The following is a 15,103-nucleotide window of genomic DNA, read 5'->3' on the forward strand; positions in this document are numbered from 1 at the left end:
CGATTTCTAAACGGGAAATCGGACTTTTTACTATCTTTATTTACTTGAAATCTCTTGATCATTTGGAACATCTAACGGAGGTCGTTTCCCTATTCCGAAAGCATAGAAACTAATTGTTACGATAGCTAAGAAAACAATACCTACAATTAGTGAAATACGTGTATCATCGTTAAACCACATTCCGATTAATACCATAATTAAAAAGGCAATTGTTAAATAGTTTGTAACAGGAGCAAATGGCATTTTGAACGGATGGTCTTTCATCTCTGCTCCCTTTTCTTTTCTAAAACGAATTTGACTAATTAAAATGACAAACCATGGTACCATACCAGGAAGTACACTCGCACTATATACATATACGAATAAGTTTTTTGGTGCAATATAACTTAAAACAACACCAACCGCTAAACCGATAATTACACCAACTGTACCGAATAAAGGTACACCGTTATTAGAGATCTTCGTAAAGTATTTCGGTGCTTGTCCATTTACACCTAGTGTATAAAGCATACGTCCAGCACTATAAATACCACTGTTACAGCCAGACATTGCGGCTGTAATAACAACGAAGTTAATAAGTCCCGCAGCTGCCGTAATACCAACTTTCGCAAAAGTTGCTACGAACGGACTACCAATTGAACTTAATTGATCCCAAGGATAAACAGTTACAATAACGAAAATAGCACCAATATAGAAAATTAAAATACGCCAAATTGTACTTTGAATTGCTCTAGTAAGTGTCTTCTTCGGATCTTTCGCTTCACCAGCAGTAATCCCGATTAATTCCACACCTTGATACGCTCCAACTACAAGTGATAATGCAAAGAAGAATCCTGAAAAACCACCTGTAAAGAAACCGCCATTTACCCAGAGGTTAGATATGCCAATCGCTTCTCCGCCGTTACCAATTCCAAAGAAAATAAGTCCAAATCCCGCAATAATCATTAATAGAATCGTAACGATTTTGATCATCGCAAACCAAAATTCAAATTCACCAAATGACTTAACAGAAATTAAGTTGGCCGCACCAAGAATAACCATCGCGATAATACCAGGTATCCAAGCCGGTAAATCCGGGAACCAATATTTCATATACGCTCCAACTGCGATAATCTCTGACATCCCAACAATAACCCACTGGAACCAGTTACTCCACGCTGTCATATAACCAGCTAACGGATGAATATATTTGTGACCAAATGTCGCAAATGAACCTGTACTCGGCTCCATATACAACATTTCTCCCATGGCACGCATAATGAAGAAGATGAAAACACCTGCGATTGCATATGCAAGCATTACTGACGGACCTGTCCATTTAATCGTGCTGGCTGACCCCATAAACAAACCAACACCAATTGTTCCGCCTAAAGCAATCATTTGAATATGACGTGCTTCTAAACCTCGTTTCAATTCTTTGTTTGCCACTTCATTTCCCCCTCTTAGATGATTCATAGCCGCATTTAAAGTAAGATGGTGTACCCTAATTCCTGTTTGGCCCTGAAAATGATGAAACAAACGTCATCTTAGACTAACTTTAAAGCTATCCTAAAATCTCATTTTGCCTCTTATAAAATTTCCAAAACCCCTCATCTTCCTATTTTCTATAAAATTTAAAATTGCTCACTTCATATTAATTCATTTATCTGAAAAGTTCAATTATTTTTTCAGTAAATTATTATATATTAGTTTGATTAATTTTTAACTAAATTAACAATAAAATACATCTATTCAATATGATTCCGGTATAAATATTATTACAATATAAATAACCGAGGAGATCCTATCTACCTCGGTTTCATACTTTATATACTTCACTCTTTATAGTTTGTACTGTAATTGCTTACACATGCGATTAACGTATCACGCAGAAATTTAATATATTAGTAGAACTACAAAGTCACTAACTTCTACTTCTCTTAATTATCCCATTATCACAGCTGAAAATTCTCTTTCCCATCTCCTACTTTAAGAAAAATATAACCGCACTTAAAACAATCAACAATACACCGGAAAGAGGAAAACTCTTCTCCTCAGCTTTTATCTTTTCCTTAATAATACCTTTAATTTTTGTCTTTATATCCTCTGGGCATTTTCTAAATAAAATATTAGTTGTATGTAATGGTCTATTCAATATTCGAATTTTAACAGGAGATCCTGATAAATATATATTATTTTTATCCAATGTAAATTCTATGTTCGCTTCGGTTAACCCGTCTTTCACTAATATACTCACTCGGCTAGAAGGTAGATTAAATACCGTATAATCGTTAAAAGCGAGCCCTCTAATCTCGAAATGTGAGTATATAAGAATAAAAGTTATCAGCAACAAACATAGTATCAATATGATTTTTGTTAACGAAAGTTGCTCTAATACGTAGGAAGATGTTGTCATATAAGCACAAAAGAATGCCATTAAATTACAAAGATAGTGGTTTAAAATGAAAGTATTTCTTACAACTATAATAAGTCCAGAAATGATTAGTAGAGCACATACTAGATTCATTAACATATTTTCACCCTCCCTAAAAACTATAACTATACAATTTTGTTATATTTTAACATCAATTACATATTCATACCTATAGTTATTTTCATAAAATATAAAAGAGTCTCATTAAAAAATGAGACTCTTTTACAATTTCATATTCAAATCATTTTTGAAGTTTGTTTACCTAAAATAAACACTTTAGTAAATACCATCATGATAACTACTATAGCCAGAAAATAAAGCGGCATCACCATTAACGAGCCCGTATGAAGCTGACTCATTCCCCAAATTGTCATCGTTACAATTACATAGTAGCCTAAGCTAAACAATGCTCCAGCTGTACCAATGACATCTTGAAAATCTACTAATGCTAAACTTAAACAGTTAGGCAATGCTACCCCAATTCCTAATAGCAATATAAACATCGCTACTAAAAATCCAATCATATATATTATGTTTGGATTTGATCCAAATGAATTAATAACAGTTAAGAAGATAGCTCCCCCTGTCATTACAAGACAACCGATATATATAATTTTCTCTGGTTTATAAGTAGCAAGTAACCGCTTTGAAACTTTCGCCCCAATAATAGAAGCGGAAGCAACAACAATTCCTAGAAATCCGTACATACTAGGCGATAACTGAAAGTATTCAATAAAGATAAACGGCGCTTCTGCATAGTAGCTAAATAAAACACCATTTGCTCCTCCAATTAATAATCCATACGTTACTACTTTCGGATTTGTAATCAACTTTTTCGCTACGGAAAACACATTTATTTTATCCGTTACTGATTCCGTTTTTGTTTCCGGAAGAGAAACAAACGTATATAACAAAATCCCAACACTCATAACAACTAAACTTAAAAATACTATTTTAAATCCAAACATTTGATCAAGAAAGCCCCCCATTAGTGGACCTATCGCTGGTGTAAAAGCAATGACTGCCGAAATTTGAGCAAACATAACATGACGTTTATGCCCCTCTACACTTTCACGAAGAATCGTTTGTGTCACAACTGAACCAGCACTTGCTCCAAATGCTTGAATAAAACGACTAAACAATAAAAATTCAATAGAATTTGCAATATAGCATAAGAAACTTCCAGCGCCATATACTACAATTCCAAATAACATTGCCGGGCGACGACCAATTATATCTGATAACCATCCAATAAAAAATACACCTAAAGCAAATCCAGCAAAATAAACACTAAGCGTTAACTGTACCTCATTATTACTTACGTGCAACGCCTTTGAAATATCCGGTAAAGACGGTGTGTAAATTGTTTCACTAATTTGTGGAAATGCCACCAGAATGATCATTAACCAAAGTGATGGTACTGAGACTTTTTTCACTTTTAATACCCTCCTATAACTTTGAAAATCTCAGAAATGAATAGACTTTCCTTAGCTATGGAACAGGAGGGGCCATTATAGAAATTCGATCATAAAACAACAAAGAAAACACCTCAATTACGCATGTTAATACTTATAGGAGGGTAATATTAACATTGATTTTAAAATATAGTCTTTCAATTATATGATAGGTTGTGTTCGTTTTCTAGTGTTCATAATCTGAATATTTGTTAGTAGACGAATATCCTTTCAATTCTCTTGGAAAATTAATACGATTTGAAAAGCGCAACTAAACAACTGAAACGCCCCTTCAATTGTTAAAATCATTCTCACAATTGAAGGGGCGTTTTTTTATTGCTACATTTTCACTGATTGTTCTTTTTGATAGATAATTTCACCATCAATAATTGTTGTTTCTACTTTTAAATCTTTAATTTGGTTTGGATTGACACTTAAAATGCTGTCATTTAATATAACTAAATCCGCCAGTTTTCCGACCTCTATGCTTCCTTTTATCTCTTCTTCAAAACTCGCATAAGCACCATTCCATGTGTATAGTTTAATAGCTTCCATTACGCTTATAGATTGATTAGCACCAACCTCTATTCCAGACTTAGTTTTTCTATTGACAGCAACATGAATTCCTAATAAAGGATTATAGTCAGTAACTGGTGCATCCGAACTACCTGCTGCAATGATGCCACGATCAATAAAATCACGAGCAGCGTACATGTGATTAACACGATCACCATAGTGCTCTACATATATCTCTCCAAATTCATATGGAAATGGAGGATTTGGAATAGGAATCATCTCGAGTTTTTTCATTCTCTCTTGTAAATCTGGTGAAGAAATTCCCGCATGCTCGATTCGATGACGGTGATTTTTTCTTGGTGATTCCTCTAGCGCCTTTTCTACACAATTTAAATACATTTCAATAGCTTTATCACCTTGTGCATGTACAGTGATTTGATAGCCTTTTTTATGTGCTTCACCTAAAACTTGATAGATTTCTTCCTCACTATAATAAAGAATACCATAATTGTTAGAGTCACTAGAATATGACTTACGAGTTGCAATTGTAGGACCCGTGCTGCTTCCATCTGTAAACAATTTAGCTGGTCCAACTTTAAATCTCTCATCTCCGGTACCAGTTACCACACCAGCTTCGACCATTTTATTAACAAATTCATGGGAGTTATTTATTTGACATATCATTGCATATATTCGGACACGAATATCCCTACTCTTCACAGCTCGTTGTAGTAAACGAAAACTCTCCGGTCCATCTCCACCTGCGTCATGTATACTTGTTATGCCAGCTGCAACGAAATGATCTGATGCAATTTTCACAGCCTTCATCATTTCACTTTCTGTATAACTTGCAACCTCGCTCATACTCATATTTGCTGCTTCAATTAACTTTCCTGTAAGCCTTCCTGCCTGATTCTTTTCAATAACTCCCCCATTCGTATCCGGTGTGTTCTCGTTAATTTGCGCAATTTCTAATGCTTTGCTATTCACCACGCTTATGTGGTGACAAGTACGAGTTATAATAATAGGGTGTTCAACTGAAATTCCATCCAACTCAGTAATTGTTGGATAACGCTTTTCCTTCACAGCGGTTTCATTAAAGCCCCAAGCACGTATCCATTCACCTTTTGGCGTTTCTAAGGCCTTCTTTTTCAGATCATCTAATAAAGCATCGATAGAATCAATATGTTCAGCTTTACAACTGACAGCCAACTGATTTAGTCCATGAGAAATGATGTGAAGATGCGAATCAATGAATCCAGGAAGAAGCGTTTTCCCTTGCAGGTCAATTACATCCGTATTTTCTCCTATAAAACTCTTAACCTCCTGATTTGAGCCAACAACTACGATATGATTATCTTTTATTGCTACAGCTTCGACTACTGCATTCTTTTGGTCTACTGTAATAACTTCTCCATTTATCAATACAACATCAGCTTTCATAAACTCAACCCTTTCGGAATTACTCTTTTCGAGTAATTCATTCAGTATTTAAAGTTACATCTCCTAATAGGCTCATCCGCTTTTCAACAAGATTTATCAATAATTAATTAAAGTTGAGCTAAAGTGAAACTTTAATCAGTGGGGGGGTTTTTGTTCATCCCCCACTGATTATTAGTTGAACCAATCGGGCTTTTACGGGCAGTTGATCTCCCACCTAACTTCTTTGCTCCAGCCGCATTTTGAGGTGGGAGTTTTACTGCCCGTTAATGCGGGATAAACATTCTTTCATTGTTTTAACGATAAAAGTAAAGTCTTCCTCTGTGATGCTTAATGGAGGTGCAAGCTGCAAAATATTATTGTAACCTGCGACAGTGTCACCATTTTTACCAATAATTAGACCTTTTTCTTTACAAGCATTGATGACTTTGTTCATCTTTTCAATGGAAGCCGGTTCTTTTGTTTGCTTATCTTCCACTAGTTCAATACCTAAAAGAAGGCCCTTTCCGCGAACATCTCCTACGTTTGGATGCTCTTTTACATCCTCTAGCTCATATAACAGTCGTTCACCCAATTCTTTGGAACGTTCAATGAGTTTCTCATTCTCCATAATTTCTAAATTCTTCAAAGCTAAAGCGCAAGCAGCAGGATTTCCTCCGAACGTATTTACATGGCGGAAGCGATCATAATCATCACTACCTACGAATGCCTCATAAACCTCTCGTCTAACTGCTGTTGCTGACAAAGGAAGATACGCACTTGTAATACCTTTTGCCATTGTTATGATATCTGGTTTGACGCCATAATTCATAAATCCAAACGGCTTCCCTGTTCGTCCAAATCCACATATAACTTCATCACAAATGAGCAACGCACCGTGCTTCTCGCAAATTTCTTTTACTTTTTCCATATATCCATCAGGAGGCATTAAAATTCCGCCCCCGGTAATAATTGGCTCCATAATCACACCGGCTACTGTTTGGCTTAACTCCCATGTCATGACACGATCGATTTCATTAGCACTTGCCAGTGTATGAACATCATCTGGATTTCGATACGTATCCGGCGGTGCTACATGCAGGAATCCTTGCCCAAGTGGTTCATATTTATACTTTCGCTGTGCTTGACCTGTTGCTGCAAGAGCCCCCATTGTGTTACCGTGGTAAGCACGATAGCGTGAAATAAACTTATAGCGTCCATGATCACCTTTTTGTTGATGATATTGACGAGCAATTTTAAACGCTGTTTCATTCGCTTCCGATCCACTGTTAGAAAAGAAAATAACGTATTCATCATCAAGCCATTCATTCAATTTTTCTGCTAATTTAATAGCAGGAACATGACTTTGAGTCAGAGGGAAATACGGCATTTCTTCAAGCTGCTCAAACGCCGCTCTTGCAAGCTCTTTTCGACCATACCCAACATTCACGCACCAAAGACCGGACATACCGTCTAAATAACGGTTTCCATCAATATCCGTCACCCATGCCCCTTCTGCTTTTGTGATAATTAAATTCGTTGGACTAGGGGCTGCTCCTCTCATCGCATGCCAAAGGTACTTTTCATCTGTTTTTTTCAAACTTTGTGTTTGCTCCGTCGCTTGCACAATCACCAGCTCCATTCTATCTTTTTATGGTTTTACATCACTCTTTCAATAACGAGCCATAAGCATTTTCTTGCGAGTATAGAATTCTACGCCATCTTTTCCATTTGCATGGAGATCACCATAGAAAGATTTCTTATAACCTGAGAACGGGAAGAATGCCATTGGAGCAGGAACTCCAAGATTAACCCCAAGCATACCTGCATCAATTTCTTCACGGAATTCACGAATAGCTTTCGCGCTATTTGTGTACAGACATGCACCATTTGCGAATGGCGATGCATTAGCAACATGAATCGCTTCCATCAAGTCTTTTACGCGTACAATAGAAAGAACCGGTGCGAAAATTTCATCTTGCCAGATTTTCATTTCCTGTGTCACATTGTCAAAAATCGTTGGGCCAACAAAATAACCTTGGCTGTTTGCTACATCGTCTTCACGTCCGTCACGAATAAGTGTCGCTCCCTGCTCTACACCGGATTGAATGTATCCGAGTGTCCGCTCTTTATGTCCTTCACGAATAACAGGACCAAGGAAAACACCTTCTTCCAGACCATTACCAATCGTAATTGCATTAGCCTCTTGAAGCAGTCTATTAACGAGCTCATCTGCAACGTCTTCTTCCACGACAACAACAGCCGCTGCCATGCATCGTTCACCAGCTGAACCGAAGGCAGCACTTGTAATTTCTTTCACTGTAGAACTAAGGTCCGCATCTTTTAATACGATCGAATGATTTTTTGCCCCTGCAAGAGCTTGTACACGTTTACCGTTAGCTGCTGCTGTTTTATATATATACTCAGCCACAGGTTGAGAACCAACGAAAGATACAGCTTTCACATCCTCATTGTCAAGAATGCCGTTAACGACGTCATGTGCACCATGCACAATATTTAGTACTCCATCTGGAAGACCTGCTTCTTTAAACAGTTCAGCTATGCGATTAGCCAATAGCGGTGTTCTTTCAGATGGTTTTAATACAAATGTATTCCCGCATGCAATCGCGAGTGGAAACATCCAGCATGGCACCATCATCGGAAAGTTAAATGGCGTTATTCCTGCGATTACTCCGATCGGATAACGATACATCCCTGATTCAACACCAGTAGCAATATCGGGAAGTTGCTCTCCCATCATTAAAGTGGGTGCGCCTGCGGCAAATTCAACACATTCAATCCCCCGCTGCACTTCACCGTATGCTTCCTTATAACTTTTTCCGTTTTCCAAGGTTACGAGTTTAGCTAACTCTTCCCAGTTTTCAATCAATAGCTGTTGATAGCGAAATAGAATCCGAGCACGCCGAGGCACAGCGACCTTTCTCCATGTTTTGAATGCTTCTTTCGCAGTTGCTACAGCTCTATCTAAATCTTCTTTAGTCGAAAGAGGCACACGAGCAATAATCTCTCCTGTTGCTGGATTTGGTACATCTTCAACTTGCTTACTTGTGGATTCTATCCATTGTCCGCCAATATAATTTTTCAACGTTTGTACATTTTTCATTACTACCATGGTGAAGCCTCCTATTTTAAGATAACCGTCCTATGTTATCGCCCCTAAAAAGAAAGCGCATTCATTTGACGGTATGTAAACTTATTTACATACATTTCTTCAACATTATTAATCTTATTCATTGAATACGCAGGAGCAGTCATCTGCTTAGCATTTGTCCACTCCCCAGTTCACATTATTTCAGATGGATCTCATGGTTCATCTTATAATTCTTTTTCAAAAATACTGAGCAATCCCATTCACAAACAAGGTCCTTAGCCAAGGAAACGATCCAGTCCTTTGTAATATGATACTTTTCCCCATCAACAGTAATAAACACTTCACCATCTGTCACATAGAAAACTTCCTGCTCTTCTACATGCCACGTTCCTTTATTCGGTTCGCCTACCCATGGTTCCCATGCGTTGGCACCTAGTTGCTCTGCTTCTTCTGCTGTAAGTTTTTTCGCAAAAAACATGACAATCCTCTCTCTTTCTCTTTCTTATTGGTAATTTTGAAGGAATAAGTCTATAAATCTACTGTCTTAACATTTGTATTTTTTAAACGTTTAAACTCTTTTTTCATAAAGTATATGGCAATGAGAACACCTGGAATTTCTGCAGCAGGAGCAGCGTACCATACACCTTCTACACCCCAGTATTTCGGGAAAATAAATAGAAACGGTAACATGAACAACAATATTTTGCTTACACTAATAAACGTTGCGGACCAGTTTCTCTCTTGTGATTCGAAATAACCAGAGATAAGCAGGCTAACTGCACTAAGCGTAAACAAACAATTGAATATAACTGTCGTCCAAATGCCAAGTTTCTGCAATTCAGGATTACCACCGGAAAAAAATGACACAATTGGATCTGCAAAAATGACTAGTATGGCTGTCACGATCACAAAGAAGGAAACTGTAAAAATGAGTCCCATCTTAATTGCTTGTTTCACACGATCAAGGTTGCCCGCACCGTAATTATAACTAATAATCGGTTGAAGTCCTGTCATCCCACCGAGCGCTGCTAAGGCGAGGAGATTTGTAATGTAACCGTTTTGAATCGTGAAAGCTGCAACGTGCAGACCACCACCGTAGCTTTGCAGTAAGTTGTTGGTGAAAATAATTGCAATAAACATCATGAACTGACTCGAGAAAGATGCAAAGCCCGTCCAAACCACTTCACCAATCTTCTTGAGATTAATCATCATATCTTTCATTTTTGGCTTAAGTTTTGTTTTACCAAACCAGAAATAAAAGATTAGGAGAACAGGAATCGATTGTGAAATCGTATTAGCCCATGAAGAACCCATCATCCCCATGTCATACTTCACTACCATAATCCATTCCATAGTCCCAGCAACAACCGCTGCGACTAACCAACTGTTCATTGATAATATAGGCTTTTCATCAATATTAGCTAAAATACTTAATACAACGGCCAATATCGTTAATGGCAACGAAATCCATAGCAGTCGGCTATATTGCACCGCATACGGAAGTGCTTCATCACTTGCTCCGAATAAAATCATAATATCATTTTCAAAGACCAACCCAAGTATAGCTAACAAAGAAGACAGGAAAAGAGTAAACCATAAAGTTTGTCCCATAATACTTCTAGCTTCTTCGATTTTCCCTTTCCCCAGTCGAAGTGAAATGACCGCTCCGGCTCCCACACCTAAAAGAACACCAATCATACGGGTAATAACCATGACCGTAAATCCAATTCCGATCCCTTCGACTTCCAGCTCCTGAAAGCCACTGACGAAATAGCCATCAACAACCGATACAACTCCTAAAATTACGTTAGCCATAATTCCCGCCAAAGCAAACCGTAAATATAGTAACGGAATACTTTTGGTTCCTAGCACTGAATCATCCACCGGCTTATTCATTACTTCTGGTTGCTCTATTTTTGATGACGGACCGTTGTCCACTATTTTCATGAGCATATCCCCTTACAAATAATTTATATAGCACGTTTTGCTCAATTAATTCGCATACCACCCTACCGGATTTGCATGCTGGTGGATATTGATTTGCTTCGTTTCCATAAAGTGCTCCAGTCCGGCAACACCTAACGCTCTGCCGATGCCACTTTGCTTATACCCTCCCCAAGGGCCTTCAACATAAGCGAGATGATAACTATTAATCCAAGTAATTCCCGCACGTAATTTACTAATGACACGTTTTGCTCGGTCCATATCTTCAGTAAATACAGCACCGGCTAATCCATAAATGGAATCATTCGCTTTTTGGATGGCATCTTCCTCATCTTTAAATTTCTGTACAACAAGAACTGGACCAAAAATCTCTTCCTTCACAATACACATATTCTCATTTACATCAGCAAAGATTGTTGGTGCAATGAAAAACCCTCGACCAAGCCCATTTTCTGTTAAGCGCTTACCACCACAAACTAATTTTGCACCTTCTTCGATTCCTCTCTGAATATAATGTAAAACTTCATTCATATGAGACTCGTTTGTGAGAGCTCCCATTTCAATATTCTCACTTTCCCCGTTGCCAACTACAATTTTGTTCGCACGCTCGGCCAATCTTTCAACAAACTTATCATAAATAGTCTCTTGTACAAGTAAACGAGATGCAGCTGAACAAACTTGCCCAGCATTGTGGAAAATACCAAACATCGCATTATCGACTGCGGTTTCAAAATCCACATCGTCGAACACAATAAGTGGAGATTTACCACCTAGTTCAAGTGTGATTTTTTTCATATTTCCTGCAGCTGCGCGCATAATACTTTGACCTGTTTTTGTTCCACCAGTAAAGGCAATTTTGTCGACATCATGGCTCTCTGCAAGCTCATTCCCAACCTTTGAACCAGGTCCCAATACTAAGTTTGCTACTCCATCCGGAAGTCCAACCTCTTCGATAATTTCAAATAATTTGAATACGCTTACAGGAGTGACGTCAGCAGGCTTAATTACAATTGTATTCCCTGCGGCAAGTGCAGGAGCAATTTGCCAAACAGCTAACATAAGCGGGAAATTCCAAGGTACAATAAGTCCACAAACACCAATCGGTTCATGAATAATAATCGTTTCTGAAGCATCATCACGAGTGTAAGATTCCTTTTTCATACCTTTAATCAAGTCAGCATAATAGCGGAAGCATTGAATCGATACAGGAATATCTACATAGGTTGTTGCACGGATAACCTTACCGTTATTTGCAGTTTCCAAACGGGCAATTTCAGCTGTATTCTCTTCAAGACGGTCTGCAATCTTATATAGATAGTCAGCTCTTTCATCAGCCGATAAATCCGACCAGATCCCGCTATCAAACGCTTTACGAGCCGCCTTAATTGCTATCTTCGCATCATCTGCTGATCCATGAGCAGACGTTGCGATAACCGCTCCGGTTGCAGGATTGATAATGTTTCGTCTAGCACCCGATAATGCTTCTACCCATTTCCCGTCAATGAACATGTTAATTTTCATAAACACCTCTCCTTTACGCGATAATATCTACCAGTTTGAAACCAATATGTGCTATATTGACCAGCATCGTTTTCTGATTATAGAATGGGAATGATTTGAGGCGTTCTTTTTCAAATCGATATCCACCTGCACTCCCCGTAACGATCCATTGTGCCAATAACTTACCAAACAATGTCGAGAGAGACGCGCCATGCCCCGTATAACCCGTTGCAAAATATGCGCCTTCTTTGGATCTACCGATAACGGGGAACGTATCAATTGTAACCCCGATAAATCCACCCCACCTGTAATCAATCTTGCTTCCTTCTAGTTTTGGCATTATTTTAACCATGGCATCGTAAACATTTTGATAAACAGCATCACCTAAGTTTGGACGAATATCGCCACCGCCAAATATGATCCGATTATCTGGTGTACGCCTGAAATAGTAAAGGAAACTGCTTGTATCAAAAACCATGCGATCTTTAGGAATGACGCTATTCACCAATGATTCTGGAAGCTGTTCAGTACCAATAATACGTGCCGAAATTGGCAGTACGCCTTTATTCAATTCAGCCATAATTTTTCCGGAGTAACCATCTGTAGCCACAATAATGTCTTTCGCTGTAACAGTACCTTTTTCTGTAATAACTTTCACACTATTTCGGCCGTACTCAATAGATAGTGCTTTCGAATGCTCAAAGATTTTTGCACCGATCGATTTAGCTGCTTCTCCCAAACCAATTGCATAGTTCAGTGGTTGGAACGAGTAACTCGAGTCGTCGACTAAGCAACCATAATATTGCGGGGAATCAATTTCTTGATGCAACTGACTTCGATTAAGCACGCTACATTCATATCCAAAATTTTTGTTTAAGTATTCACTTTCAAGTTTCAACCCTTCAAAATGCTTGGCTTTGTAAGCCGCCACAATGTGACCTGTCTTTCTGAAGTTACAGTTAATTTGATGCTCGTCAATAATGTTTTTAACTAATTCAACACTAAGCAGAGAAAGATCGTTAAGCTGCCTCGCCTCTTCGGCACCATACTTCTTGGCAAGCTCCTGCATCGTTGACTTATAGCCTGGCAATACCATCCCGCCGTTGCGACCGCTTGCGCCATATCCGATTGTTTCCTGCTCAAGGACAATGACACTCTTCCCTAACTTTTGCAAATGATATGCAGAAGAAAGACCTGTGAAACCTGCGCCAATAATGACAACATCCGCCTCTTCATTTCCTTCAAGAGGTTTTCCTTTGTCATATCTGTTTGCAGTCGCTGTCCATAGTGAGAGTGTATCCATATGATCCATCTTATCCATAGCTAATCCTTCTCCTTTCGTGACATGTATGTTACAATACAGTCAAAAATATTCTTAATATTCAAAATTATTAAGTTAATAATATGACTTGGAGTTCCCTCCAAGTCAATAGCCATTTGAGAGTTTTTTGAATTCATTTTGTGAAAAAAGTGGAGTAACTCCACTTTTTTAATCAGGGGGTACATCTATGAAAATTGGTACATTTGCGAAGCTTTTTCATGTTACGACTGATACCGTTCGTTATTACATTGAACTAGGATTATTAATACCAGACAAAAAAAACACTCAGTATCAAATGAACCAATTGTGTTTCGACGACATGTCTTTTATTACTGAGCTGAAAAAATTTCATTTTTCATTGATAGAAATCCAACGAATTTTATCATATCGGCGTGTCACAAACTTCTCGGACCATGAGGATATCGACTACTACAACAACTCGCTCATTGATAAAAAGGACGAGCTAACCAAGAAAAAAGAAGACATATCAAAAGCTATCCAATTGATTGAAAAAGCGGTTCAAACTAGCTCGCCTTCATCCAAAGAAGAAAGTATTACAGGAATCCCGCTTGACTTTGTAAATTTTCTCTATTGTCCGAAATGCCGCATTCCACTTGAAATGAAAGATGTAACGATTAAAAAAGTCTACATTCACACGGGGAGTTTAACTTGTAGCTGTGGATACGAAGCAGCTATCGAGGAGGGTATTATCATTACCGCGAACTTGTATGAGACGTCTCCTTATCCATCTTATTTTTACGATAAAGAAACGATTAAAGAGATCAATCCCAAAATGATTAACTTATTTGAAAAAAGTAATTTTCGATTTCAAAAAGTTCTACAAAATATAGATTTGAAAAACAAATTAATTGTGGAAACAAACGTTGATGCTTTTGTATCACTACCCAAATATATCGATGTTCTTGAACCAAGCGCAAACTATGTATTCAGTGGCTATTCGCTTGCAATGCTCAAGAAGGTGAGAAATAGAATTGAGCGTATGAATCCGAAGCCACGCGTCCTTTATATTTTGAATTCCGATTTAAATCTACCATTGAAACCGCTTAGCATCGATGTTTTTGTGGATAGTTTTACAATAACTGATTTTTCACTGCTCAACCCAGAGTTCCCAAGTCATGTTCTAAAAAACTATTTACATAACAGTTCAACAATTGTCGGTGGATACTCGTATTATGATAACTCGGCCAAATCCTTGAAAAATATTTCAGCCTTATACCCAAATTCCCATGAGCATATTTTACATCCAAAATACTTAGAAGAAAATTTATCAGTTAACGGATTTCAAATCATGCAAAATGAAAATATCGGTTACTGTACAGATCCAGGACCTTATTTCGATTATCATGTAAGAGACGAAAAATTCCATATGCTCATGTATTTGGCTAATACGAAACAATAGCACA

The 15,103-nt window shown here is 37.9% G+C and carries 11 protein-coding genes; 1 reads left to right on the forward strand and 10 read right to left on the reverse strand.

Annotation, left to right across the window (positions count from 1 at the left end; genetic code table 11):
* Positions 1–36: 36 nt before the first annotated feature.
* From QCI77_RS17430 to QCI77_RS17475, 10 genes are all read right to left on the reverse strand, one after another.
* Positions 37–1,428, reverse strand: coding sequence for an amino acid permease (locus tag QCI77_RS17430; RefSeq protein WP_113735949.1), 1,392 nt, complete (start codon positions 1,426–1,428; stop codon positions 37–39).
* A 535-nt stretch (positions 1,429–1,963) separates the two neighbouring features.
* Positions 1,964–2,512 (reverse strand): hypothetical protein, encoded by a 549-nt coding sequence (locus tag QCI77_RS17435; RefSeq protein ID WP_353825281.1) that lies wholly within the window; start codon positions 2,510–2,512, stop codon positions 1,964–1,966.
* 137 nt (positions 2,513–2,649) lie between these two features.
* Positions 2,650–3,849, reverse strand: coding sequence for a multidrug effflux MFS transporter (locus QCI77_RS17440; protein ID WP_353825282.1), 1,200 nt, complete (start codon positions 3,847–3,849; stop codon positions 2,650–2,652).
* A gap of 357 nt (positions 3,850–4,206) precedes the next feature.
* The gene (locus QCI77_RS17445) at positions 4,207–5,826 is read right to left on the reverse strand and encodes an amidohydrolase (protein WP_113769635.1); all 1,620 of its coding nucleotides are present in this window, start codon (positions 5,824–5,826) and stop codon (positions 4,207–4,209) included.
* Positions 5,827–6,079: 253 nt separating this feature from the next.
* On the reverse strand, positions 6,080–7,444 hold the full coding sequence (locus QCI77_RS17450) for an aspartate aminotransferase family protein (RefSeq protein WP_215588380.1): 1,365 nt from the start codon (positions 7,442–7,444) through the stop codon (positions 6,080–6,082).
* A 30-nt stretch (positions 7,445–7,474) separates the two neighbouring features.
* The gene (locus QCI77_RS17455) at positions 7,475–8,935 is read right to left on the reverse strand and encodes a CoA-acylating methylmalonate-semialdehyde dehydrogenase (protein ID WP_353825283.1); all 1,461 of its coding nucleotides are present in this window, start codon (positions 8,933–8,935) and stop codon (positions 7,475–7,477) included.
* A 175-nt stretch (positions 8,936–9,110) separates the two neighbouring features.
* Positions 9,111–9,392 (reverse strand): cupin domain-containing protein, encoded by a 282-nt coding sequence (locus QCI77_RS17460; protein ID WP_113769633.1) that lies wholly within the window; start codon positions 9,390–9,392, stop codon positions 9,111–9,113.
* 50 nt (positions 9,393–9,442) lie between these two features.
* Positions 9,443–10,861 (reverse strand): MATE family efflux transporter, encoded by a 1,419-nt coding sequence (locus tag QCI77_RS17465; RefSeq protein WP_113735944.1) that lies wholly within the window; start codon positions 10,859–10,861, stop codon positions 9,443–9,445.
* 45 nt (positions 10,862–10,906) lie between these two features.
* The gene (locus QCI77_RS17470) at positions 10,907–12,379 is read right to left on the reverse strand and encodes an aldehyde dehydrogenase family protein (protein ID WP_113769632.1); all 1,473 of its coding nucleotides are present in this window, start codon (positions 12,377–12,379) and stop codon (positions 10,907–10,909) included.
* 13 nt (positions 12,380–12,392) lie between these two features.
* Entirely contained in the window at positions 12,393–13,679 is a 1,287-nt protein-coding gene (locus tag QCI77_RS17475; protein WP_002033464.1) for an NAD(P)/FAD-dependent oxidoreductase, read from the reverse strand.
* Positions 13,680–13,866: 187 nt separating this feature from the next.
* Here QCI77_RS17475 and QCI77_RS17480 point away from each other — a divergent pair, with 187 nt between their 5' ends.
* Complete coding sequence (locus QCI77_RS17480; protein WP_044438868.1) at positions 13,867–15,099, forward strand: MerR family transcriptional regulator; 1,233 nt, start codon at positions 13,867–13,869, stop codon at positions 15,097–15,099.
* Positions 15,100–15,103: the final 4 nt, after the last annotated feature.

Origin of the sequence: Bacillus cereus group sp. MG9, assembly GCF_040459995.1 — a bacterium.
GTDB lineage: Bacteria > Bacillota > Bacilli > Bacillales > Bacillaceae_G > Bacillus_A > Bacillus_A mycoides.

Bases quoted from the DNA above. Each gene is read 5' to 3' on its own strand.
- QCI77_RS17435 (WP_353825281.1), bottom strand. From the start codon at position 2,512: ATGTTAATGAATCTAGTATGTGCTCTACTAATCATTTCTGGACTTATT.
- QCI77_RS17445 (WP_113769635.1), bottom strand. From the start codon at position 5,826: ATGAAAGCTGATGTTGTATTGATAAATGGAGAAGTTATTACAGTAGAC.
- QCI77_RS17450 (WP_215588380.1), bottom strand. From the start codon at position 7,444: ATGGAGCTGGTGATTGTGCAAGCGACGGAGCAAACACAAAGTTTGAAA.
- QCI77_RS17455 (WP_353825283.1), bottom strand. From the start codon at position 8,935: ATGGTAGTAATGAAAAATGTACAAACGTTGAAAAATTATATTGGCGGA.
- QCI77_RS17460 (WP_113769633.1), bottom strand. From the start codon at position 9,392: ATGTTTTTTGCGAAAAAACTTACAGCAGAAGAAGCAGAGCAACTAGGT.
- QCI77_RS17465 (WP_113735944.1), bottom strand. From the start codon at position 10,861: ATGAAAATAGTGGACAACGGTCCGTCATCAAAAATAGAGCAACCAGAA.
- QCI77_RS17470 (WP_113769632.1), bottom strand. From the start codon at position 12,379: ATGAAAATTAACATGTTCATTGACGGGAAATGGGTAGAAGCATTATCG.
- QCI77_RS17475 (WP_002033464.1), bottom strand. From the start codon at position 13,679: ATGGATAAGATGGATCATATGGATACACTCTCACTATGGACAGCGACT.
- QCI77_RS17480 (WP_044438868.1), top strand. From the start codon at position 13,867: ATGAAAATTGGTACATTTGCGAAGCTTTTTCATGTTACGACTGATACC.